Source organism: Paraferrimonas sp. SM1919 (assembly GCF_010993985.1).
Classification (GTDB): Bacteria; Pseudomonadota; Gammaproteobacteria; order Enterobacterales; family Shewanellaceae; genus SM1919.
In genome coordinates, this window is sequence record NZ_WINH01000028.1 from 1 (window position 1) to 23,883 (window position 23,883).

Here is a 23,883-nt window from a genome sequence, read left to right on the forward strand (position 1 = left end):
TAATAGAGGCTGAAATCTAATTAGTGTTGGAGAAGAAAGAGATCTTTTTATTGACAAGGGGAGTCATACCAACGCCCGCATAAGGGGCAGTAAAACGTAGCGGCGATTGGTTTAAACTTGGGCGAAGCACCAAAACTAATCGCCGCGTAGTTTTGATGTCCCAGCGAGCCTGCGAGCGCCTTGATGCGCTTGTTAGTTGCCTTTCCTTGCCAACTCCAAAAACCTTGCTTTAGCAGCTTTGCTGTTTTTATAGCCTACATATTTGTAGCTTCCTATCAGGGCCTTTATGTTATTAAAGCTTTCTGAAGTTACTTTATCTTCAAATATCAGTGAGATTAAACCACCCGGCTCCATAACTATTTCAAAAGGCAACTCCCAGAAAGTGCCTTTGACCTCTAGCTCATCAGTCCACATTATGTAATGAAATGAGCTGAATTCAACACCGTCAATACTTTCGATATAAGCCATCAAATCCAATACAGACGGTTTCAAAATCCAACTCCACCAATTTTTTGGCTCTTCACTGATGACTAAATATTTCAAGACTGCTCCCAAAGGCTACTAACGCCTCAAACACCGGATTGGTGAAGATGGCGATTTTTTTGGAACAAAAAAAGTGACAGCTTTAACAAGTCCGAGTGATTTGACTTGTTATAACTGAACCAACGCACCATTACTTGTTACCTTAAATTCTATATTTTCTTTGAAATCAATCACCTTTGCTGGAAGGTTACCGTCACAATCAGGCTCCAATCCCGCTAATGTGGAAGAGATATAATAATTAAGATCTTCTTTCTTAAAGAAGGTTTTTGCTACTAATTTTTGCTCCCCTGAATCATGTCGAATTACCGCCAAGTGAGAAGCAGAGTGGCGCTTGAACCCGGGAGGAACATAAACGCCTCCATGCTCACAATACTCTTGAATTAATTTCGAGTACTTTCCTTTCATTGCTCACCCAAAGTTATAACAGCTTATTAAGCGGAAGCTCGATAATCTTCCGCGCAAAATTTAACTTACAAATAATATGTCATTTTAAGCTGTTGAAATAAAGTACAAATTTCTCACCAAGATAAGAAAAACTGAAAATCATGCTCGGCAAAAACGAGACCGTGGATGTAGGGTTTCCCTACATCCCTTGGCTACTTTGAAGTTAATCAATAACTTAGTTAATTTTTGGAAGATTATCGAGCCTTCAAAAAGCCAATTTTGGCTCTGTTTGTCACCCATTAATCAGGACAACAGTTATACCTGTATAAATACTTAGTGGTTTTTAACCAATGATGGACTGAGTTTAAACTCATTTTAGGGCAAAAATGATTTAGATGTATCGGGTTTGATGAGGTACCGCTACTCAAACTCCCCTCTGACTTTGCGAAGAATTTGATTGAGGAATAGCTGTAATAGACAGGATGTCTAGTGAGGTCTGTTCGAGGCAGGACGCCGAATAATTTGTCTGGAACAAATTTTAACAGCTTTAGCTGGCCCGAAGGGTGGAGGACAGGATGTCCGGAATAATCCGCCGCCTGCGTAATGACGATTGAAAATTAAGAGGAAGCAGATTGCGGGGGCAGGAGGGGAGTCCACAAAATTGTCTGGAACAATTTTGAACCTCTTTAGCGGGCCCGGCGGGTGGAAGGCAGGATGCCTGGAATATTGGGGAAAACTGGTTTTCCCTTCTGGGTGCTGTCGGCACCCCGACAAGTCCGTGGATGTACTAGAACAGTCAAGCGTAACTTAAAAATAATCAAATCTCAGCATCGCTGACTCCCAACTTGAACAGCCAAGCGCAGCTTAATATTACAAAACCATCTGCGAATTGATTATCACGATAGTTGAAACTGAGCGACTAAAAATAACAGGCATAAAAAAACCGAGCTATAACAAGCTCGGTTTCAACAATCTGTGAAAGATTAGAAAGGCATTTTCATACCCGGTGGCATCTGCATCCCGCCTGTCACTGCCGCCATCTTCTCTTTCTGAGTCTCTTCTACACGACGGGCCGCATCATTAATTGCTGCTGCAATTAAATCTTCTAGCATGTCTTTGTCGTCTTCCATTAGTGACTCGTCAATTTCAACGCGACGAACGTTGTGGCTGCCGTTCATGGTGATTTTCACCATGCCTGCACCTGCTTCGCCGGTGACTTCAAGCTTTTGAATTTCTTCTTGAGCTTTTTGCATTTTTTCTTGCATTTGTTGGGCTTGCTTCATTAGCTGGCCCATGCCGCCTTTTCCAAACATGTTACTATCTCTTCGATTTAGGCAAATTTATAGCTGCCATATTACTTATTTATATACGATTATCAATCAACTCTTGGGGAAATTGTACCGTATCATCGTCTATTTGCGCATTAAAGCGCTGCATTAACCAATTTACATTAGGATCTTGCAGTAAATTTTGCTTCGCGTCTTCGGTAAGCTCGGCTTTAAACCTGTGTCTGACCTCGAGTGGCGTTTCTCGCTCTGGAACATCTTCAACGATTACCTCTAAGGAGATAGGCTTGGCCATACCTTGATTCAAGGCGTCTTGCAAAGCTTGTTGGCTTTTCTTGTTATTTAAATGCCCCTGAGTATTTTTCAATCTTAGGGTTAACACATCACCTTGTTCATCAGCAATTGAATTAATCGCCAGTTGTCTTACTCGACCACCAATTGACAGACTCCCCATGCGTTTGTACCAACCTAGGTCACGACTATCACCAGTGACTACTGTGCTTACTGGAGCAATCGCACTTTGATGTGCCGCTGGCACTTGTTGTGGTGACTGTTGCGGTAATGACGATTCCTTATTTACAGGCGACTGTTGCACCTGCTCAGCCCCCTGTTTAGGCTTTTTTACGGCGTCGTCCTCACCTTTAGTATCTTGTTTGAGCTGTTCTGCATTAGCAATGGCTGCCATTAGCAGTGGATCGAGGATGTCCTCCTCGGTGGCTGCTGGCTGTTGCTCTGGCGCTATTTGAGGCGATGTTTGCGCTTGAACTGGCTCAGTGGCCGCCACTGTAGTGGTTTGAGCCGATTCAGCCTGTTGCAGGAGCGGTTGTTCAACAACGGCTTGCCCATCTATTTCAGGCTGAGATTGTGGTTCTACAGGCATTAAAGCTTGCTGGCTTTGTGCTTGCTCTGCAAAAGGGGCTTCAGTCTTAGGCGCTTGCGTCAAAGTGGCAGTCTCAGGGCTAGCCTCAAGCGATGCCGCTTGAGGCTGTGCTGAGACAACCGCCGCTGCGGCTAAATCAATACTTTGACGTTCAGTTACTTGCACATTAACCGGCTTTTGTGGCACAAAGGCAGCAGCACGGATCAGTGTCATCAACAAGCCACTGTTCGGACTTGGCGCATACGCCAGTTCTTTGCGGCCTTCTAATAAAATTTGGTAGTACAGCTGAATTTGTTCTGGTGATAATTGGCTGGCTATGGCTTGTACTGTCTTAGGTTGGCTGCTTAGGTGTATGGCTTCGGCCACAAATTGCACCAAACTGGCTTCATGCAGGCACTCTAAAAGATTCACTAACACTTGATCAGCACTGGTACCAATGCTTAAAACATGCTCAACCAGCTGCTGAATTTGAGCGATCTCACCATTGACCACATGACTGAGCATGGCTTCCACATATTTATCATCTAGTACGCCTAGCATCAACCGCACTTGTTCCAATGTTAATTGGCCTGCACCGTGTGCTAAGGCTTGATCGGTCAAGCTTAAACCATCTCGCATACTGCCATTGGCTGCTTTGGCGATCAGCTGCAGTGCTTGGTCGTCGTAATGGGTTTGTTCTTGCTGACAAATGGTGGCAATTTGTTGGCTGATTTGTTCTTCAGTGAGGCTTTGCAAGGTAAATTGCAAACAGCGTGACAACACGGTAATTGGTAGTTTTTGCGGATCGGTCGTCGCTAATAAAAATTTAACGTGCTCAGGTGGCTCTTCTAAGGTTTTTAACAAAGCGTTAAAACTACTTTTAGACAGCATATGAACTTCGTCAATTAAATAGACCTTATAGCGGCCCCTAGTAGGTCGATATTGAACGTTTTCTAGAATTTCGCGGGTGTCATCAACTTTAGTTCGTGATGCGGCATCCACTTCTATCAAGTCGATGAATCGGCCTTCTGCGATTTCTTGGCAGCTTCCGCATTGACCACAAGGATTGGCTGTCACCCCGGTTTCACAGTTTAAGCCTTTGGCAAACAAACGTGCTAAAGTGGTTTTCCCTACCCCGCGGGTACCAGTAAACAAATAGGCATGATGCAATCTTTGTTGTTCTAACGCATTAGTTAGCGCTTGTAAAACGTGGGCTTGCCCCACTACATGCTCAAATTTAGCAGGACGCCATTTACGGGCCAATACCTGATAGGACATTAATATTCCTGATCCTTCAAATTAGTCAATGACCCATGCTATCACAGATAAAAAAAGAGCCCAATACTAGGCTTTGTTTATCTTTCATGTTGACTTTATATGTGCTTTAAAGGACAAGCAATGGAAGCATAGTGATTCTAACTAAATAGCAGTGACGGGCCAAATGACCCTTTTAACGCCTGCTCAGAACAAAGTTTGTTAGCCATTTCACTGCATTGCTACTTAAGGCTTAGGGATAACCCAAAAGCCATCGCACTGCTTTGTATATAAAGCCAACAAACTCGTTTCATGACAACGGCAAAGACAACCCGACTTTGGCTGTCATTTGCACAGAATTAATCCCCTTCGAATTCACACAGGGAATAAACATCCAGGCCTAAACCTTTGAGTTTACTTTCACCACCGATATCTGGGAGGTTGATCACAAACGCTGCGTGCTCGACTTCTCCGCCTAATTGACGAATAAGCGCCACTGTCGCTTCAATTGTGCCACCTGTGGCTAATAGATCGTCAACCACTAAGACCTTATCCCCATCACTAATGGCATCGGTATGAATTTCTAAGGTGTCATGACCATATTCAAGCTCGTAGGTTTGACCAATTACTTGCCGAGGTAATTTGCCTGGCTTGCGCACCGGAATAAAACCTACATTAAGGGCTAGAGCTAATGGCGCACCAAATAAGAAGCCGCGAGCCTCTGTGCCAACAATTTTAGTAATGCCAAGGTTTTTGTAACGCTCAGTAAATAATTCGATAGTGGCTTGATAGGCCGCTGGTACTTCCATTAATGAAGTCACATCCCTAAACATGATCCCTTCTTTAGGGTAGTTTGGAATGGTTTTAATGCTTTGTTTGATTAAGTCCTGCTTAGCAGTCATTGTTCAAATCCTAAAGATAAAATTACCGCGAAAGGATATAGGCATCGATTACGACTTGCAAATAAAAATCCGACAGCATTTACCTAATAAGAGGTAATCGGGCAATAAAAGTGATCAATACTACCGCCATCAATAGCAGCATCACTTTTAATACTCCATAGTTAACCAAATAAATACTGAGCGCAAAACTGAACACTATGGTAATGCTGGCTTTAATTTTTGCCTTTAAGCGCATCCCCCGATGCCGATGCCAATCATCAATGCTTTGTTTGAACCAAGGATGATTCACTAAATAGTCATGCATCCGGCGGTCACTTTTGGCGAAACAATAGACACTTAATAAAATAAAAGGAACGGTCGGCAATAAAGGCAAAAAAGCCCCAATAAACCCTAATAATAAGCTGACAATGCCAACACTTTTATAAAAATACTTAAACATAAACAAATAAAGCACCGATAGGTGCCTTATTATTACTCGCTGAAATTTTATTTACCAGCCTACAGACAGAATACCCGCATGCTTTAACAGCGTAAGGGTTGCAGGAGCGGTAGGGATAAGTAATGCAAGGATAAAACCTAGGAAGTAGTAAATGTTATATGGTTCTTTAAACTGCTCAGAAGACATATTTAACCTCAAAGTACAAAAAGTTTGATTTAGTTCGAATAATTTGAGGCATTGTAGTGGTATAAGCGACAAATGAAAACCTTAATTTTCATTGACTTTATTAGCTTTTTTTAAGCAGCGCGAATAATCCCACGCTGAGCTAACATATTGATATTGTTTTTCAACAAGTTAACTAAATCACTCTGATTTGTTTGTGGCCATGAACTGAGTAAAATATCGTATAGTTCAGCGTATTTTATGCCTACTTTTTGAACAATTTGGTTACATATTACCGCAACTACAGGACTAAGCTGCAGAAACTGCACTCTATCTTGACTATCTCGATAAACTAACAGAAAAGTATCTTGTGCTTCTGGCGCTGGGTTTTGAGGACTAATTTGATGAACTGGCCACGGATATTGTAATAGTTGCGCCCCTTGGTACCACTGCATGTGGCTATCATTATTGAGCTCTGTCAGCAGCTCAGGTTCTTCACAATCTAAAGTGTCTAAATACAGCTCTAACCACTCGTAATGGGCTAAATGCAGACTGTATTGAGGCAACTGCCACTGTTGTAAATCCAGGGTCTGCAAGTATTCTAAAAAGTGTTCACTAATATTAACAAAATAAGGACTGGCGCAAGGGTGATGAATAAAAAATTCTCGAACTAAAGATTGCCACACTTTAGGGTCAACTAATGATTTTAAAACAGGGAAAGCCTGAGCAACAAAACCATTAATATTATTAAAAAAGAGCTCTTGATAGATCTCTAAGCGCCGAGTTTCTATTGCAAACGGCATGGTATCAGCAGCTTTTTTAAGCGCTTGAGTAAAATGATGTTGGGTGCTGAATAAGTCCATTATGCTGGCTTTGCTAAAGACGGTTGCTGCTGCAAATGTTTGATCATATTAATTTCATGCTGCAGTTCGTGCATAGGTGGAATATTAAAATCACGCTCTAATAATGTTGGCTTAAGCCCATGTTTTAAATAAGCGTGTTTTAATAGCTGCCAAACCGGATCTATCACCGCAGAGCCGTGGGTATCCACTTTTAGATCCTCTGCTTCATCGTAATGACCTGCAACATGCATTAACTGGATTGCTGCCCTCGGCATAGCATCGATAAACTGATAGGGGTCGTAATGGTGATTAATGCTGTTAACATAAACATTATTCACATCTAATAACAGCCTCGCACCGGATTCTTGCAAAACCGCAAGGGTAAATTCGGCCTCTGTCATTTGACTCGGCATCATTGAATAAAAAGACACATTTTCAAGGATCAACGGCCTTTCAATAATATCTTGTACTTGCTTAACTCTATTGGCCACATGCATGACCGCTTCTTCGGTAAATGGCAATGGCATTAAGTCATACATATGGCCATTATGGGAACAATAAGAAAGGTGTTCAGAGTAAATGTCAATATTGTGTAACGCCATAAAGCGTTTTATCCCTTTGACAAAGTCCACATCAAGGGGATCACTGCTACCAATAGATAACGATAAACCATGTAAAGCAAAAGTATGGCGCTCGGTAAGGGCACGAAACTGCTTCTTTAAATGACCCCCAAGTGTCATCCAATTTTCAGGCGCCACTTCAAAGAAATCGACATTGGGTGGCTGGTTTAAACATTCATCAAGAAATTCTCTTCTTAGGCCTAAACCGGCACCCTGTAACACATTTTTAGACTTCATATGCGTTTAGCTATTATGCAGCGCCACACTTGCCCTCACCGCATTTGCCTTCTTTAGCTTTATCGCCTTTTTTGCCACCGCATTTGCCTTCGCCGCACTTACCTTCTTTGGCTTTATCGGCTTTTTTGCCACCGCATTTGCCTTCACCGCACTTACCTTCGCCACATTTACCCTCTTTGGCTTTATCGGCTTTGTCCGCTTTTTTGCCACCGCACTTACCTTCGCCGCACTTACCTTCGCCACACTTGCCTTCTGCAGCAAATGTTTGGTAACCCGCCTCTAGTTGAGTAATGTCGGCACCTTGTGCCAATGCTTGGGCTGATAAGCAACTGGCACTTAATACTACTGCGCCTAATGCACCAGCTATTTTTGTTTTAGAATTAGCCATAGTTAGCTCCTAAGTTAACAATAGAGTGATAATAATCTCACATAATTAACATATAGTATCTATTATTTTTTGCTGTATTTCTAGAAAATGCACATACTGCTTTGTATGTAAATGTATCCAAGCTAAAATCCCTTTCTATTTCATTAATAAGGCTGTAGATGTTACACCTAACTTTAGCCCCTATGGAGGGGGTTCTTGATCACCTCATGCGGGATTTACTGACCAGAAGTGGTCAGTACGATTTATGTGTTACCGAGTTTATTCGTGTTATCGACCAGCTTCTGCCTGAAAGAGTGTTTTATAAACTCTGCCCCGAACTCAAAAATGGTTCTAAGACGCCCTCCGGTACCCCTGTTCGTGTCCAATTATTAGGTCAGCATCCTAGTTGGATGGCTGAAAATGCTAATGCTGCTATTGAGCTCGGTTCGGATGGCATTGACATTAATTTCGGTTGCCCATCCAAATTAGTGAATGGTTCCAATGGCGGCGCTGCGTTACTTAAGACGCCTGAAGTTATGTATCAGGTAGTAAAGTCCGTTCGTGAAGCCGTGCCAAAGGACAAAATTGTCAGTGCCAAAATGCGCTTAGGTTGGGATAGTGCTGAACATTGCTTAGAACTCGCCGACGCCATTTACCAAGCTGGCGCCAATGAAATGGCGGTTCATGGTCGTACCAAAGCTGACGGTTATAAAGCTGGTACGGTGAAATGGCAGCAAATTGCCAATATTGTAAAGCATGTCAATATTCCTGTTACCGCTAATGGCGACATTATCGATCGAGATTCTGCCCTTAAATGTCAACAAATCACCGGCACTCATAAATTAATGCTGGGGCGAGGTGCGCTTAACCTGCCTAATCTTGGGGAAGTGATCCGCAATACAAGTGAGCCCATGAATTGGACGCAAACAGTAGCATTGATGCTGCGCTATTCTGAGCTAGAGATGGAAGGAGATAAAGGTCTGTATTATCCCAACCGTATTAAACAATGGTTCTCGTATCTAAAAAGCCAGTACCCGCAAGCAAATGAACTTTTTAGAGAGATTCGCATTTATAAAAAAGCCCCTGAAATTGTTCAGAGGCTAGAAGCGGCTTTCGAAGCACTCGAGAACTAACCGGCCTTATAGAAAAGGTTGCTAAATGGATTGAGTAACCGCGCGGTTCCAGAAGTGAACTGCAGTGGTGCATTAATCACAGACAAACATAAGCAACCTTGTTCTGATACCGGGGTATGGGTATTACTATCGTCCATTAAACTCAGGTCCCCAGCTTTGTATTCATTGATACCATCACTAAAACTGCCCTCTAAAACCAGCGTCCATTCTTGGCCTTTGTGGGTATGCTCTGCAACCTTACCGCCTGGCTCGATGTAGAGAAAATCGATTTGATAATCTTGGCCGTGTTCTGCGACTTTAGCACGCCAGATTTTTCCAATGGCATTACTCCATGCTTGCTTTTTCGCTACAAGAGGAGCGAGTGCTTTGGGCAATTTAAAGTCTTGACCACGGTAATCAATGATCGGATGCGGCTTGGGCTGGGGATCCACTTTGGCTGAAGCCATAATGGTCGCTAACATGGCGTCCATTTCTTGCTTATCCAACATGATTTCGCTGCTACCGTTGCTTTTGCTTTTACTCCCCAATTGGTTGTTAGCTTCCGTTTCGAGCTGATGTTGATACTGATGTCTACAGCTACTGCATAGTTCTAAATGAGCTGACACCAAAATGCTATGTACATCGTCTAACTTACCTAAGCTGTATTGATTAATTAACATAGGATCTGGATGCTTTTTATTCATAACCAAAACTCTCTTTATTTATAATTTGCTCAAGCTTGATCAGGCCGAGCCTAACCCGGCTTTTCACTGTGCCGAGGGGTAAGTTCAAATGCTCTGCAACCGCCGCCTGGGACATATCTTGAAGATAGACCAGTTTGATGACTTGCTGTTGCTGCTCAGGAAGTTTACTGAGTTGTTCCAACAAGGAATTATTGTCTAAATCTTGTTCTGGGTTCTCTAACTCACCCGCTTGGTATTCCATGAAATCTTCGAAAATGTCATCGGAGCCCACCATGGAAATGCTGCGGCCCATTTTCCTTCCCATATCAAAACAGATGTTGCGCGCAATGGTATAAACCCATGTGCTGACGTTACCCTTGTCTTGATTATATAAGTGGGCTTTTTGCCAGACCATCATCATGGTTTCTTGCAACACTTCTTTGGCTTTATTTTCGTCACCCGTTTGTTTAAACCCAAAGCGGGTTATTTTTTGAGTAAAGTACTCAAAAAGCTGGGCAAAAGAGTGCTGGCATGATTCATTGGCGACTTTGACCATCCAATTACGTAGTTGAGCGAGTTCGAGTTCTTTGCCACTCAAAGCTGCGTTACTAGAGTTGGGCTGTATCGCATTTTCGTTGCTCAAAACTTCCATACTCCACCATTGGTTAACATGTACAATTCCTTAATTACGTTTGTTAAGTGTTAACGGATCATCTATATGCAGAAATTTGTTTAAATAGTTAGCCACATAAGCAAGTTTGGGTTGTTGCAGCAATAAAACTTTTTGCTCTGCAGCGATAGGCATCCATTCCAACAGCCTTAACAATAGATATTTATTGGAGAAATCACAACCTTTATACCAGTTACTCAGTTGCGGGTAATCGTTAATTATTTGCTGATATTGGTTGTGAAGCAATGCTGCCAAATCGGCTTCTATAGTGCTATCCGGCCAAATATTGCAGTCTGAATAATTGGCAATATTTAGACCGTCATCTTTGCGAAAATTTGAGTGTACTTCTACCATCTGGGTGCCCTCAACAGTGATCCCCAACAAGCCTCCGTCTAGGCGGTTAAAATCGATGACATTCACTTCACAAGCTAGATTTAAGATCTCCTTATTGTCTTGGGACAACATCCCCATGAGAAAACTTGGGCTGTTAGAGACATGCTGTTTGACCATATTCAGGTATCTTGGCTCAAAGATTTTTAAGCTAAGCTTACCTTTTGGGAAAACATGGGCATTTAATGGAAAAATAGGTAACTGTTTCATGGCATCCGCATTCAAATTATAAAATCACTATTTGCTACGCATCTTCAAATAAAATAGATCTATTGGTTTGATCTCTTTATAGTGGAACGACGTTATAAGGAATATAACTAGAAACAAGGAGTTGTTATGACCATTGCCCACAGTAACATGCAAAACTTCATCAGAGTTTTCAGCCAACTGTCTCCACACAATTTAGATACTCTATACCAAGTTTATGATGCAAATCTCACCTTCATAGACCCCGCTCACAATATCACCGGTCTAGACAGTTTCCATGACTACATGGTTAAGCTCTATGCCCCTTTAACGGAGTGTTACTTCGACATTCATGACAGTGCAGCGTTTGGCGATATTGGTTTCATCAGCTGGACTTTGAACTTTACCCACCCCAATTTTAACCAAGGCCGAAAGGTCGTTGTTGAAGGCTGCTCTAAGGTTAAATGGTATAACGACAAAATCGTGTATCACCGGGACTACTTTGACCTAGGTGCCATGCTGTACGAAAAATTACCACTGCTTGGCAAGATCATCCACTTCATTAAAAATAAACTTGGTTCAAATTAAGGAAAAAGAATGAAAATAGCCATCATTGGTAGCGGTATTTCTGCCCTAACCTGCGCCCATTTATTATCAGAACAACACCAAGTAGAAGTGTTTGAGAAAAACCACTACATTGGCGGCCATACTAATACGGTATCAGTTGAGGTTGAAGGTAAAACCCACCGCGTGGATACCGGCTTTATTGTATTTAACGATCGCACCTACCCTAACTTTTTAAAACTGTTAGACAGAATTGGCTTTCGCCCCAAAGCCTCAGAAATGAGCTTTAGTTGTCGTAACGAACTCACTGGGCTTGAATACAATGGCCATAATTTAAATACCTTGTTTTCCCAACGTAAGAATATTTTTTCGCCTAAGTTTTACAAGTTAATTAGCGAGATTGTCCGTTTTAACAATCAATCAAAGGCACTGCATTCATCGAACCAAGCTAAGCCGCTCACCTTAGGTGATTTAATCAATGATTATGACTTTTCAGAGCACTTTAGTGAGCACTATATTTTGCCTATGGTAGCGGCGATTTGGTCTTGCTCGTTAGAAGACGCTGCCAAGTTCCCTATTGATTTCTTTTTAAACTTTTTCAGCCACCATGGCTTGTTGAATATTAACGACCGTCCACAATGGTTTGTGCTTGAGGGCGGCTCTAGCAGTTACATTAATGATTTAACTGCGCCTTTTGCTGACAACATTCATCTAAATACCGGGGTGCTGGCCATCACTCGCCATGAAAACGGTGTCACCGTGACCACCGAGCATGGCTCGCAAGAGTTTGATGAAGTGGTACTGGCTTGCCACAGTGATCAAGCATTAGCCTTGTTATCTGACAAAACCGAAGACGAGCAGACGCTACTTTCTAAAATGAAGTACCAAAGCAATGTTGTGCAATTGCATCAGGATGAAAGCTTGATGCCTAAGCACAAGTTAAGTTGGGCCAGCTGGAACTTTTTATTAGAAGATAAAGCCGAGCGCTCAACGGATCCTGCCCTCGTGAGCTATTACATGAATCGCTTACAGGGCTTTAAAGACGCTCCAGACTTTTTTGTTACTTTAAATGGGGCTCACAAAGTCGATAAAGATAAGGTACTGCGAGAGTTTATTTATGAGCATCCAGTGATGGATGAAGACATGATCAACACCCAAAAGCAGCGTCAACTGATTTGCGGTAAAAACCATACTCACTTTGCAGGGGCATACTGGTACAACGGCTTCCATGAAGACGGCGTAAAAAGCGCGCTAGATGTCTGTAAACGCTTTGGAATTAGCCTATGAGCCTTGCCAAGTTAGCCATAGGTAAGGTTTTCCATAAACGCTTTGCCCCTAAGGTGCATGCGTTTAGTTACCCTTATTTTATGGTGCAACTGCCGCTAGATGAGCTCGAGCAAGTCAAACAAACTCACCCTTGGCTGTTTAAGCGTTTTAGTCCGATTAAGTTTAATCGCGATAAATACTTGGGTGACAATCAAAGCCTTGCCAGTGACATACGCGCAAGGGCTGGGGTTAAAGATGATGCACAAACCCATCCGGTCACCTTTATCGGGCAGTTAAGCTATTTTGGGATGTACTTTAGCCCGGTTAACTTTTATCTGGTTGGGCGTGAAAATTCCCATAGCCATTTAGTAGCCGAGGTATCAAACACGCCCTGGGGTGAGCGTCATCATTATGTTGTCCCCTTGGGCGACAATCAAATGCTGACTGAAAAAAATTTTCAGGTTTCCCCTTTTATGAAAACCAGTGGCGATTACCACTGGCAAATGGTTAATGAAGGCGATAAGTTAGCTTTATCGATAGAGCTGCACGATCCCGACAAGATATTTGTCGCCAGCATTAATTTGAATAAACAAAATTTGATCTTCTCCAAAACTCTGTCCGTAATGACTCTGAGTGTTGGAGCCATGTTCTCTACCTTGTTCAAAATATACTGGCAAGCATTAAAACTGGTGCTTAAAGGGATCCCTTTTTTGGGGCATCAAGGACGACACGGTAACGAAAGCAAGAATTAAGGACATCACATGTCAAGTAAATCAATTTCTACAAAATCCATAAAAGTAAGTGATTCATTAATAAAACGAATGCTGCTAAAGGCCCTAGCTAATTTAAGCCGTGGACAGTTATCCCTAATCGACGAAAACAATATCCAATATCATTTTAAAGGTAGTCATGATGGCCATCAGGCATCACTGACGATCAGTGATCCTAAGTTCTATTCTAAAGCCTTGATTGGTGGCAGTATTGGACTAGGAGAAAGCTACATCGAAGGTCACTGGCACACCGATAATTTAACTGAGCTGTTGAGTTTATTTGCAGACAATTTGGAGTGGTTAGACAAACTAGAAGCGCGCTTTGGCTGGTTGCTCATACCGTTTCTAAAGTTCAGCCACTGGCGTAACCGTAACCACGAAAAACAGTCTAAATCGAACATTTTGGCCCATTACGATTTAGGTAATCACCTCTACACTCAATTTTTGGATGATAGCATGTGCTATTCGAGTGGCATTTTTGACGGCCCAGATTGTAGCTTACATCAATCACAGCTCAACAAGATGGCAAGCATCTTGGAGCCACTCGATCTTACCCCACAAAGTCACTTGATTGAAATTGGCACCGGCTGGGGTGGACTTGCAATCTATGCTGCCCAAACCTATGGCTGTAAGGTGACCACCACAACCATTTCAGATGCTCAACACCAATTTGCCATGGCCAAGGTGAAATCTCTGGGTCTAGAAGACAAAATAACCCTACTGACCAAGGACTACCGTAAACTCGAAGGCCAATACGATGCCCTAGTGTCTGTTGAAATGATTGAAGCTGTCGGTAAACAGTATATGGATACTTACCTTAAAAAGTGTCAATCATTACTCAAACCTGGAGGCAAGCTGTCAATACAAGCCATCACGATTAACTGCAATCGCATGCGCAGCTACCAAAATGGGGTTGATTTTATTCAAAAATACATTTTCCCAGGGGGCTTCTTACCGAGCGTTGAAATGATTAGCCAACGTCTCTCAAAGCACACGGATCTGCAGTTGCGCGGCATCAAAGATTTCGGTCTGGACTACGGCATCACGCTTGCAAAATGGCGCCACAACTTCTTGGCCAATTGGCAACAGATCAGTGAACATGGGTTTGATATGCCGTTCAAACGCTTATGGTTGTTTTATTTAGGCTATTGTGAAGCTGGCTTCAACACCAAAAAGATCTCTGTGATCCAGTTTAACGCTGAAAACTTGGCGAAAGACTAACCCCGCTATGAACAAACTAAAGCAAACCCTCAATCAAGACTTTGTCAAATCTTCTGTCATCTTCCAAGTTTTGTGGTTTGCTTTAGTTATGTTTGGGGAGCAATATTTCTTCATTAGTCTAATTATTTTTGTATTTTGGGTTACCACCCAAAAAATCCCCATCAAAGCTTGGTCATTTGTGTTGCTGTTAACCTCGGTCGGGGTAACATTTGATTATGGCTTATTTATTTTTCAAGGTTATCAATTCAGCAACGACCAATTCCCATTTTGGCTAATGATGTTGTGGCTGTGTTTTAGTCGCTATCTGTATGACATGCTTAATCATTTTCAATGGCATTGGCTGGCTTGGTTTGTCATGGGGGCTATCTTTGGGCCCTTAGCCTATGTCGCTGCAAGTAAATTTGATGTTGTCACCATTACCGCTGAATCGTGGTACTTTATCCCGCCATTTTGGGCTGCCATATTAGTGTTTAGTAAAGTTGTTTTGAACAAGTTCCAGTTTGATCTAAATCCCCAATAATAGCGTAATCAAAGGCAAGTGTTTGAAAGGGTCTTTGTTATGAAAAGTTTTTTTGTTTTTCTGATTGTGATTTTTAGTGCATTCAGTTACAGCCATCAGCAAACTTATAACGACTGGAAAACGGTCGGCAGTGCTAAATTAAAAGTTCTATTTTGGGACATTTACACCGCTGAATTATTGACCCCTGACGGTCGCTATAGCAACCTTGAGCAACCCTTGAAACTTAAATTGACCTACTGGCGGGATATCGATCGTCAAGTACTCACTGACGAGACCCGCAACCAGTGGCAAAAGCTTGGTTTATATGACCAAAGCGATGAATCCTGGTTAACTGAAATCAATCAATTGTTCCCCAATATTCGCAAAGGTGAAGAACTGACTTTAGTTAGGCTAGAAGATCAGCAGGTATTGCTTTTGCATCAAGGTATTGAACTAGCAAGACTTGAGAATAGCCAACAAGTTAATGATTTTTTTGCTATATGGTTATCAGAAAATTCAAATTATCCTAAACTTACAAAAAAACTGACAGGCAACTAACATGAATAAATACCTTCTGGGAATGCTCTTTATACTTGCAGGTTGTTCGCAAAACTTCAAAGAATACCAATCCAAAACTCCTAACTTTCTCATCGAAGAATATTTCAATGGTGATGTACTCGCCTACGGAGTGGTCACTGACCATAAAGATCAGATGCTCAGAAGGTTCAGTGTTAGAATTGAAGGCCGCTGGGAAGGAGACAATGGCGTTTTAGATGAGTACTTTATTTATGATGATGGCGAAACTCAATATCGACAGTGGCGAATTCAAAAAACAGCGCCCGGCCGCTACAAAGGCCAAGCTGATGATATCATTGGTGATGCCATCGGCACCCAAGCTGGGCCAGTCCTTCAATGGCAATATTCAATGCGGCTCCCCGTTGATGGCAGTGAGTATGAAGTAAGCTTTGATGATCAAATGATCATGCTTGATGAACATAGAGTGTTGAACCGGGCGGCAATTAATAAGTTTGGTTTAAATGTGGCTAATGTTACCTTGTACTTTGAAAAGCTCGATGCCTATAAATACCCATTAAAATTTTCACATCTCGATAAATAATACCACAGCAGCGCGGCCATATAGGCTGTCCAGAGCAACCTTAACCGCTATGGGGGGAAACTCCCCCTCATATGAAATCAGCTTTGAAAATTAGCCTCTCGTAAGGTAATCTCCTACACCAATCCATTTATAACTGGTTAATGCCTCTAATCCCATTGGTCCCCGTGCATGGAGCTTCTGTGTACTCACGGCAACTTCTGCACCTAATCCAAATTGTGAGCCATCGGTAAAGCGGGTGCTGGCATTTACATACACGGCTGCTGAATTTACCTGTTGTACAAACTTTTTACATTGCTCGAGATCATCACTCAGTATGGCTTCAGAGTGACCACTAGAATGCTCACGAATATGGTTGATTGCTTCATCGATATTAGCGACTTGAACGATTCCCAAGGTTAACGACAACCATTCTTTGTCCAGCTCACCAGCTTCGAGTGGGGCAATACTAGCAAATTTTTCAGTCGCGTGTCGGTCACCTTTAAGTTTCACCCCATGCTGCTCAAGCGCATTAACCAACTTTTGCCAGTTTTGCTCTGATAATTGCTCATTAATTAATAGAGTATCTAGGGCATTACAAACACTGGGTCTTTGGGTTTTGGCATTGATAATAATACTGATGGCCTTATCGATATTTACCAGTTTATCAACATAAATGTGACAGATCCCAACCCCACCTGTGATTACTGGAATGGTCGAATTTTGTAAACAAAATCTTTGTAATCCTGGTCCACCACGAGGAATGATCATATCGACATATTGATCAAGTTTGAGCAATTGTTCCACTAACATCCTATCGGTACTATCGATGAGTTGGACGATGTTAGGGTTTAATTGTTGCTCTTTAAGGGCCTGATGAATAATATTTAGCAATGCGCGATTCGACTCTATGGTTTCCTTGCCACCTCGTAAAATAACTGCATTACCGGTTTTAAGCGCCAAACTAGCAATATCTATGGTCACATTCGGTCGTGCTTCGTAAATCACACCAAGCACACCAAGAGGGATTTTTTGACGGTATAACTGTAATCCATTTGCTAACTCTTTCGAGTCAAAGGTTTCACCAATGGGATCATGCAGATTGATTACCGTTTTAATATCTGATGCCATGGCTTGCAGGCGTTGACTATTGAGCAACAGTCTATCCTGCATGGCTTCATTCATTGCCGCTGCTTGGGCATTGCTAATATCAATACTGTTGGCAGTTAATACTTGCTGTTGTTGTTCAAGCAAAAGCTCTGCTATTCGGCCAAGTAATTTGTTTTTATGCTCTGTGCTTAGATTGGCAATTTCAAAACTGGCCTGCTTCGCCTGTTTACCCATTTCATTTAAATTTATCATAACAGTACCAAATCGTTCCTATGTATTGCGACATCTCCACAGCTATAGCCTAAGACACCGCTAATGTCATTGGAGTGTTTACCTTTAATTAAACTTAATTCATGGTCGCTGTAACGACTCATCCCTTTTGCTAAGGGCACCCCTTCACTCGAGCATATTTGGAGCATATCACCTCGACTAAATCGGCCTTCAACCTTAACAATACCCCTAGGTAACAAACTACGTCCATTTTGACCAATGGCCTGCTCCGCCCCTTTATCAATAATGATTCGATTTTGATGAGTGGCGGTTGCTAGCAACCATTGTTTTCTTTGCTCTAAGGGATCGGCTAAACGTTCAAACAAGGTTCCTGTCGTCGCGGCAGATAATATATTGTTGGTTATGTTTGTCGCCTGAAAACCACTGCAAACTATCGAAGGGATCCCTGCTCGCTGACAAAGTTTGGCGGCAATCAACTTTGTTGCCATTCCTCCTGTACCTAACAAGGTACCAGAGCCTCCAGCAAGCTTTTGAATGTCATCAGTAATTTCAACTACATTAGTAATTAATTGGGCATCTTTATAAGCCCTTGGATCTTTATCGAAAAGCCCTTGCTGATCGGTTAGCATCAGTAATAAATCGGCTTCAGCCAATATGGCGACTCTGGCTGATAAATTATCATTATCACCCACTTTAATTTCAGCGGTCGCAACCGCATCATTTTCATTAATCACAGGAATAATGCCATTGCTGAGTAAAGTCATCAGCGTATCTTTGGCATTTAGAAAGCGTTCTCTATCTTGCAGATCCGCTTGGGTAAGTAATAACTGACCTATTTTTAAGTCAAAATCCGCTAATAAGTTACTCCAGGTCTGCAATAGCTGCCCTTGTCCTACGGCCGCTAACATTTGCTTATTGGCTAAAGTTGATTCTAGCTCAGGAAAATTAAGATATTCCCTTCCTGCTGCAATCGCACCAGAAGTACACACCACCACCTCAATTCCAGCTTGATATAAAGCGTAAATTTGAGCCGCAATTTGCGCCATATGCTCTTTATCAAGGCGGCTACTGCCGGAGGTTAATACCGACGTACCTAATTTAATTACAACTCGTTGATAAGATTTCACTTTAGCCTCACTCAGTCATCCATCATGTTTATAACGAATTATCAACTAAAATGAAATTGAATTTTGAGCAAGGCTATTTTGTCAGGGCTGAAATGAGAAATTATTGCTTAGCTAAAAATAAACTTCAGCAAGAATAATAATGCAATAACAACCACGCCAATATTGAGATCTTGATATCCTTTAGTGATCCCTTTAATCAGGACATAAGCAATAAAGCCTAAGCCTATTCCGGTGGCTATTGAAAAGGTAAATGGAATTAGCAATACCACTACCACCACCGGCGCAGCCTCAGTGATATCGGCCCATTTCATCTCACCTAAAGCCGACAGCATTAGCACCGCAACATAGAATAACGCCCCAGCTGTAGCATAGGAAGGAACCATGGCAGCGATGGGCGCAAAGAAAAGCGCGACTAAAAACAGCAGACCAACGACTACCGCAGTCAGTCCAGTTCGACCACCTGCACTGACACCTGCTGTCGATTCCACATAACTGGTTGTGGTCGAAGTGCCCATTACAGCACCAGCAATAGTGGCGGTTGAATCCGCGACTAAGGCTTGCTTTAATCTCGGTAATTCACCGTTTTGATTCAACAAGCCACCACGCTGGGCGACGGCCACTAGCGTACCGGAGGTATCAAACAAATCGACAAACAAAAAAGCAAACACAATACTGATCAGACCGATTTCAAACATTTGTGAAAAATCTAACTGCATAAAGGTCGGAGCCACAGAGGGCGGCATAGAGACGATGCCTGTATAGATAACGTCGCCGCTAAATATAGAGATAGCACTGACGATTAAAATCGATAATAACACCCCAGAACGGATCCCTCTGTACACAAAACCAATAATCAACAGAAAGCCTAAGGCCCCCATTACCGCAGGCCATGAGGTTAAGTCGCCCACCGTAACCAAAGTTGCCGGGCTAGCAACTACTATTTGGGAATTTTTAAGAGCCAGCACTGCTAGAAATAACCCTATGCCTGCCCCTATGCCCATTCTTAAAGGTAAAGGAATAGAATTAATGACCCACTCTCGAACCTTAAATAATGACAATATTAAGAAGCATACCCCTGACAAAAACACTGCCATCAATGCCGTTTGCCAGTCATAGCCAAGCTCACCAACAACGGTATAGGCAAAAAACGCATTAAGCCCCATACCGGGCGCTAGAGCGATTGGATAATTTGCATAAAAGCCCATTATAAAACAACCTATTGCCGCTGCTAAACAGGTTGCAACAAATACCGCACCATGGTCCATACCGGTATCAGCTAACATTTGGGGGTTGACAAAAATAATGTAAGCCATTGTCAAAAAGGTGGTTAACCCTGCAAAGGCTTCTTGTTTAAGGGAGGTTTTGTTCGATTTTAATTGAAACAGACGTTCAAGCATAGTTTTGACCCTAATTTAAGCGCTGGTTTTATGGCCGATACTGCTCGCCTCTTTAGATATTCTTAAACTGATCCCCTGTAAAATAGGCTCAATTTGAGAGTAAATTTCTTCCGCGGTAACTTCGTTATTAAGTTCCGCATGAGTAAATTCAATTTGATTGGCAATTGCAAATAGCGCTAGGCCATCTACTTCGGGATGCTGTGAGCCGATACTGTTAAAAAACTCACCGATCGCCATCAACACACCCTGCCCTAAACTATCAAATGCCCTTGCTAAAGGTGGATTTCGCATTGATTCTTCTTTGAATGCATTTTCAATTTTAACTTGAAGGGGTTGGCTAATCTGTGAATAAATGTGGTCAGCTAAATACCGACCTGATTGAGAAATTAATAACCAACGAGCCTCGTCGGTTAAAGTTCCGAGGTGATTTTTAGGAATAAGGGCAAAACACTTTTTTTGTAGACTTTTTAATCGATTGATAGACTTTTCGGCAAAATAGGTAAAGGCATCATTTATTAAGATATCAATATCATCGAAATAATAAGTCGTCGCGGACAAAGGTACCTTAGCTTGTTGTGCTACCGAACGATGCTTAACGCCCCTGATCCCATGATGACCAATTAGGGTCAAAGTCGCTTCTAATATACTAATACGTCTTTTTACGCCATCAATACGAGTCGCAGCTTTACCTAGGTATTTGAGTTTTGTCATTGTCCACTAAAAAACCGTTAAAAAGTTAATTAAGTGTTACATTATTTACAAAAAAATTACATCTTTTTTTTGAGCTTAGTAAAAGCGCCTATCCTAGCGGCGCTTTCGTTTTTATCTTAGCTAAGAAAAGGATTGGTTTTTGCCTCAAAACCAAAGCTCGACTCTGGACCATGACCAGGCGTAAAGGTGTATTCTTCTCCTAAAGGAAGTAGTTTTAGTTTGATCGAATCGATTAAATCTTGGTGAACCGACATCGGGAAATCAGTTCGTCCAATTGAGCCTTTAAACAAAACGTCACCTACCCAAGCATGTTTTTGCTGCTTATTCACAAAAACAATATGACCTGGGGTGTGCCCTGGGGTAAAGATAACTTCTAATTGCATATTACCAATATCAATCACCTCCCCCTCCTCAAGATAACGGCTAGGGGTTAAATTCCCGGTATTTGTTAGGCCAAAGCGCAATGCTTGTTGGTCGAGCATACTTAGCCAGAATTCATCCGCTTTGTGGGGGCCTAATACCGGCACAGCAAGAGCATCGGCCAACTCTTGGGCTCCCCCAACATGATCTAAATGGCCATGGGTCAACAAAATTTTGTCTACCTGTAATTGGTACTGATTGATAACCGCAATGATTTTCTGAATATCACCACCTGGATCAATAACGGCTGCTGCTAAAGTTTGTTCACACCATATTACTGAACAATTTTGTGCGAACGGGGTTACCGGAATAATTTTTCTTTGCATAATCATTTCATCAATTTAATTTTGTTAAAGATTATCAAGCCTCCTGTAAAGCTTCAATTATAAGATGGCGATAAATTAAAGGTAATGGAACTTTAGCTCCTTTAATTTACCCTATCAGCGTAATCGTATTTTGCCTCTTTACCCTTTAGTATTGATGACATAAACTTGCATAAAAAATATGACAGAGAAGTTCCAATGACAGCAGCAACCCATTCAAAGTTAATTATTTTAGGTTCAGGCCCTGCTGGTTACACCGCTGCCGTTTATGCAGCTCGTGCCAACCTGCAACCTTTATTAATTACTGGTATGCAACAAGGTGGACAATTAACCACCACTACTGAAGTAGAAAACTGGCCGGGCGATCCTGAGGGCTTAACCGGTCCTGCATTAATGGAAAGAATGCAGCAGCACGCCGAAAAGTTTGAAACTAAAATTCAGTTCGACCAAATTACTGCTGTGGATTTATCAAAGCGCCCATTTACCTTAACCGGTGATATGGGTTCATACAGCTGTGATGCTTTGATCATTGCCACGGGTGCTTCAGCAACTTACCTAGGGTTAGAATCAGAGCAAGCATACCAAGGACGCGGCGTATCTGCCTGTGCGACCTGTGATGGCTTTTTCTATCGTGGTCAAAAAGTAGCGGTCGTCGGCGGCGGTAATACTGCCGTAGAAGAGGCTCTTTACCTAAGCAACATTGCCGAAGAAGTGCACTTAATTCACCGTCGTGATACTTTCCGCAGTGAAAAGATCCTCACTAAGCGGTTAATGGATAAAGTTGAGAATGGCAACATTAAGCTCCACCTAAACAAAACCCTAGATGAAGTGCTAGGTGATGATATGGGGGTAAATGCGCTATCACTGAAAAGCACTGAAGACGGTTCGTTACAGCAACTGGATGTGGCTGGGGTATTTATTGCCATTGGTCACAAACCCAATACCGGTATTTTTGCTGACCAACTTGAAATGTCTAACGGTTATTTAAAAGTTCAAAGTGGACTGCAAGGCAATGCCACCCAAACCAATATTGAAGGTGTATTTGCCTGTGGTGATGTGATGGATCAGATTTACCGTCAAGCGGTAACCTCGGCAGGAACCGGTTGTATGGCGGCGCTGGATGCCGAACGCTACTTAGACGCACTATAATTGGATTCAAGGCAGCTCCATGGCTGCCTTTTTAGTATTGAACCTATGAAGCTTACTTTATTGGACCCTTATTCCGATCCCCATTTCCCTGATGTCGATTGGGCATTAACTGAACCTGATGGCTTATTGGCTGTTGGTGGTGAGTTAACCCCTCAATGGCTGCTTAATGCATATCGTTGCGGTATTTTTCCTTGGTTTAACGAAGGCGAACCCGTGATGTGGTGGAGCCCATCAGAGCGAGCAGTACTTGAAGTTAATCAATATCAACCTAGCCGCTCCTTATTAAAAAGTATTCGTAAGAATCAATGGCAATTCAAAGTGAATCATAATTTTGCTGCGGTTATTGATGGTTGCAGTGGCCTTCGTGCTGACCAATTAGGTTCTTGGATCACTGCCGATATGAAACAAGCTTACATTAATCTCCACCAGCTTGGCCATGCCCATAGTATTGAAGTGTATCAAGACAATGCGCTTGTGGGAGGCTTGTATGGGATCTTAGTTGGGGGCGTATTTTGTGGCGAATCGATGTTTCATAAGGTCACCGATGCCTCCAAAGCGGCTTTTTATTGTTTAAATAACATTGCTAAACAAGCCGGAATAGAATTGATAGATGGCCAAATAGAAAACCCACATCTCATGTCTCTCGGCTTTAACGTGCTCAAAAGGCGTGAATTTATAAATAGATTAAACTTGTTGCACAGTAAAAAGATCAAACTCGCTGACTATTTTGAGTGATATTTGTAGCAATCCAACAGGTTCAGCTTTACACTAAGGCGGTTTTACGGCATCATAGCCGAGTTTTGAATTTGAGTATTAATGGGAAAAAACACTAGATGGCTAAAGAAGACAGTATTGAGATGCAAGGAACTATCCTTGAGACCTTGCCTAATACCATGTTTCGAGTTGAACTAGAGAATGGTCACGTTGTGACTGCTCACATTTCTGGTAAAATGCGTAAAAACTACATTCGTATTCTTACTGGTGACAAAGTAACGGTTCAGCTGACTCCTTACGATTTAACTAAAGGTCGTATCGTATTCCGCGCCCGTTAATAGAGTAACAGACT

Annotated in this window: 29 protein-coding genes; 11 read left to right on the forward strand and 18 right to left on the reverse strand. The window is 42.2% G+C overall.

The window, feature by feature from the left end; all coding sequences use genetic code 11:
• Positions 1-192 precede the first annotated feature (192 nt).
• The 10 genes from GFB48_RS15060 to GFB48_RS15100 all read right to left on the reverse strand — a co-directional run bounded on the left by GFB48_RS15060 (position 193) and on the right by GFB48_RS15100 (position 7,916).
• Positions 193-543, reverse strand: a complete 351-nt coding sequence (locus GFB48_RS15060; protein WP_163937601.1) for a hypothetical protein — start codon at positions 541-543, stop codon at positions 193-195.
• A gap of 108 nt (positions 544-651) precedes the next feature.
• On the reverse strand, positions 652-948 hold the full coding sequence (locus GFB48_RS15065) for a hypothetical protein (RefSeq protein WP_163937604.1): 297 nt from the start codon (positions 946-948) through the stop codon (positions 652-654).
• 962 nt (positions 949-1,910) lie between these two features.
• Entirely contained in the window at positions 1,911-2,240 is a 330-nt protein-coding gene (locus tag GFB48_RS15070) for a YbaB/EbfC family nucleoid-associated protein (RefSeq protein WP_163937607.1), read from the reverse strand.
• 49 nt (positions 2,241-2,289) lie between these two features.
• Entirely contained in the window at positions 2,290-4,350 is a 2,061-nt protein-coding gene (gene dnaX, locus GFB48_RS15075; RefSeq protein WP_163937610.1) for a DNA polymerase III subunit gamma/tau, read from the reverse strand.
• A 335-nt stretch (positions 4,351-4,685) separates the two neighbouring features.
• On the reverse strand, positions 4,686-5,228 hold the full coding sequence (gene apt / locus GFB48_RS15080) for an adenine phosphoribosyltransferase (protein WP_163937613.1): 543 nt from the start codon (positions 5,226-5,228) through the stop codon (positions 4,686-4,688).
• Between the two features lie 79 nt (positions 5,229-5,307).
• Complete coding sequence (locus tag GFB48_RS15085; protein WP_163937616.1) at positions 5,308-5,667, reverse strand: YbaN family protein; 360 nt, start codon at positions 5,665-5,667, stop codon at positions 5,308-5,310.
• Positions 5,668-5,718: 51 nt separating this feature from the next.
• Positions 5,719-5,853, reverse strand: a complete 135-nt coding sequence (locus tag GFB48_RS17780) for a hypothetical protein (protein ID WP_256377996.1) — start codon at positions 5,851-5,853, stop codon at positions 5,719-5,721.
• A 110-nt stretch (positions 5,854-5,963) separates the two neighbouring features.
• Positions 5,964-6,692 carry a DUF2063 domain-containing protein gene (locus GFB48_RS15090; protein ID WP_163937619.1) on the reverse strand — a complete coding sequence of 243 codons (729 nt, stop codon included), beginning with the start codon at positions 6,690-6,692 and terminating at the stop codon, positions 5,964-5,966.
• On the reverse strand, positions 6,692-7,528 hold the full coding sequence (locus tag GFB48_RS15095) for a DUF692 domain-containing protein (RefSeq protein WP_163937622.1): 837 nt from the start codon (positions 7,526-7,528) through the stop codon (positions 6,692-6,694). Before GFB48_RS15095 ends, GFB48_RS15090 begins: the two co-directional genes overlap by 1 nt.
• A 13-nt stretch (positions 7,529-7,541) precedes the next feature.
• Positions 7,542-7,916: a hypothetical protein gene (locus tag GFB48_RS15100; RefSeq protein WP_163937625.1), complete on the reverse strand. Its 375-nt coding sequence runs from the start codon at positions 7,914-7,916 to the stop codon at positions 7,542-7,544.
• Between the two features lie 158 nt (positions 7,917-8,074).
• Here GFB48_RS15100 and dusC point away from each other — a divergent pair, with 158 nt between their 5' ends.
• The gene (dusC, locus tag GFB48_RS15105; RefSeq protein ID WP_205597748.1) at positions 8,075-9,028 is read left to right on the forward strand and encodes a tRNA dihydrouridine(16) synthase DusC; all 954 of its coding nucleotides are present in this window, start codon (positions 8,075-8,077) and stop codon (positions 9,026-9,028) included.
• On the opposite strand, the gene GFB48_RS15110 is transcribed toward dusC, so the two are convergent.
• The 3 genes from GFB48_RS15110 to GFB48_RS15120 are packed head-to-tail and all read right to left on the reverse strand — an operon-like array spanning position 9,025 to position 10,960.
• Entirely contained in the window at positions 9,025-9,711 is a 687-nt protein-coding gene (locus GFB48_RS15110; protein ID WP_163937627.1) for a ChrR family anti-sigma-E factor, read from the reverse strand. The two genes, dusC and GFB48_RS15110, sit on opposite strands and share 4 nt — an antisense overlap.
• The gene (locus GFB48_RS15115; protein WP_163937629.1) at positions 9,704-10,342 is read right to left on the reverse strand and encodes a sigma-70 family RNA polymerase sigma factor; all 639 of its coding nucleotides are present in this window, start codon (positions 10,340-10,342) and stop codon (positions 9,704-9,706) included. The genes GFB48_RS15110 and GFB48_RS15115 overlap by 8 nt, the downstream gene beginning before the upstream one ends.
• A gap of 30 nt (positions 10,343-10,372) precedes the next feature.
• Entirely contained in the window at positions 10,373-10,960 is a 588-nt protein-coding gene (locus tag GFB48_RS15120) for an LON peptidase substrate-binding domain-containing protein (RefSeq protein ID WP_163937632.1), read from the reverse strand.
• A 126-nt stretch (positions 10,961-11,086) separates the two neighbouring features.
• On the opposite strand from GFB48_RS15120, the gene GFB48_RS15125 reads away from it, so the two are divergent.
• From GFB48_RS15125 to GFB48_RS15155, 7 genes are read left to right on the forward strand one after another with little or no spacing between them, the layout of a single operon-like run.
• On the forward strand, positions 11,087-11,524 hold the full coding sequence (locus GFB48_RS15125; RefSeq protein WP_163937635.1) for a nuclear transport factor 2 family protein: 438 nt from the start codon (positions 11,087-11,089) through the stop codon (positions 11,522-11,524).
• A gap of 9 nt (positions 11,525-11,533) precedes the next feature.
• Positions 11,534-12,787 (forward strand): NAD(P)/FAD-dependent oxidoreductase, encoded by a 1,254-nt coding sequence (locus GFB48_RS15130; RefSeq protein WP_163937638.1) that lies wholly within the window; start codon positions 11,534-11,536, stop codon positions 12,785-12,787.
• Entirely contained in the window at positions 12,784-13,518 is a 735-nt protein-coding gene (locus GFB48_RS15135; RefSeq protein WP_163937641.1) for a DUF1365 domain-containing protein, read from the forward strand. Before GFB48_RS15130 ends, GFB48_RS15135 begins: the two co-directional genes overlap by 4 nt.
• A 9-nt stretch (positions 13,519-13,527) precedes the next feature.
• Positions 13,528-14,757, forward strand: coding sequence for a cyclopropane-fatty-acyl-phospholipid synthase family protein (locus GFB48_RS15140; RefSeq protein WP_163937644.1), 1,230 nt, complete (start codon positions 13,528-13,530; stop codon positions 14,755-14,757).
• Positions 14,758-14,764: 7 nt separating this feature from the next.
• Complete coding sequence (locus GFB48_RS15145) at positions 14,765-15,277, forward strand: DUF2878 domain-containing protein (protein WP_163937647.1); 513 nt, start codon at positions 14,765-14,767, stop codon at positions 15,275-15,277.
• Positions 15,278-15,316: 39 nt separating this feature from the next.
• The gene (locus GFB48_RS15150; protein ID WP_163937650.1) at positions 15,317-15,814 is read left to right on the forward strand and encodes a hypothetical protein; all 498 of its coding nucleotides are present in this window, start codon (positions 15,317-15,319) and stop codon (positions 15,812-15,814) included.
• A 1-nt stretch (position 15,815) separates the two neighbouring features.
• Positions 15,816-16,373 carry a DUF3833 domain-containing protein gene (locus GFB48_RS15155; protein WP_163937653.1) on the forward strand — a complete coding sequence of 186 codons (558 nt, stop codon included), beginning with the start codon at positions 15,816-15,818 and terminating at the stop codon, positions 16,371-16,373.
• 90 nt (positions 16,374-16,463) lie between these two features.
• Here GFB48_RS15155 and GFB48_RS15160 read toward each other — a convergent pair whose 3' ends face one another.
• From GFB48_RS15160 to GFB48_RS15180, 5 genes are all read right to left on the reverse strand, one after another.
• Positions 16,464-17,711 carry a glutamate-5-semialdehyde dehydrogenase gene (locus tag GFB48_RS15160; RefSeq protein ID WP_163937656.1) on the reverse strand — a complete coding sequence of 416 codons (1,248 nt, stop codon included), beginning with the start codon at positions 17,709-17,711 and terminating at the stop codon, positions 16,464-16,466.
• Positions 17,708-18,832 (reverse strand): glutamate 5-kinase, encoded by a 1,125-nt coding sequence (gene proB / locus GFB48_RS15165; RefSeq protein WP_163937735.1) that lies wholly within the window; start codon positions 18,830-18,832, stop codon positions 17,708-17,710. The genes GFB48_RS15160 and proB overlap by 4 nt, the downstream gene beginning before the upstream one ends.
• 92 nt (positions 18,833-18,924) lie before the next feature.
• Entirely contained in the window at positions 18,925-20,214 is a 1,290-nt protein-coding gene (locus tag GFB48_RS15170) for an NCS2 family permease (protein ID WP_163937658.1), read from the reverse strand.
• Positions 20,215-20,229: 15 nt separating this feature from the next.
• A complete protein-coding gene (locus GFB48_RS15175; protein WP_163937661.1) occupies positions 20,230-20,925 on the reverse strand; it encodes a TetR/AcrR family transcriptional regulator in 696 nt (231 codons plus the stop codon).
• Positions 20,926-21,041: 116 nt separating this feature from the next.
• The gene (locus GFB48_RS15180; protein WP_163937663.1) at positions 21,042-21,671 is read right to left on the reverse strand and encodes an MBL fold metallo-hydrolase; all 630 of its coding nucleotides are present in this window, start codon (positions 21,669-21,671) and stop codon (positions 21,042-21,044) included.
• A 195-nt stretch (positions 21,672-21,866) separates the two neighbouring features.
• On the opposite strand from GFB48_RS15180, the gene trxB reads away from it, so the two are divergent.
• From trxB to infA, 3 genes are all read left to right on the forward strand, one after another.
• Entirely contained in the window at positions 21,867-22,817 is a 951-nt protein-coding gene (trxB, locus tag GFB48_RS15185) for a thioredoxin-disulfide reductase (protein ID WP_163937666.1), read from the forward strand.
• Between the two features lie 45 nt (positions 22,818-22,862).
• Entirely contained in the window at positions 22,863-23,552 is a 690-nt protein-coding gene (gene aat, locus GFB48_RS15190; protein WP_163937669.1) for a leucyl/phenylalanyl-tRNA--protein transferase, read from the forward strand.
• 98 nt (positions 23,553-23,650) lie between these two features.
• A complete protein-coding gene (infA, locus tag GFB48_RS15195) occupies positions 23,651-23,869 on the forward strand; it encodes a translation initiation factor IF-1 (RefSeq protein ID WP_095499127.1) in 219 nt (72 codons plus the stop codon).
• Positions 23,870-23,883 lie beyond the last annotated feature (14 nt).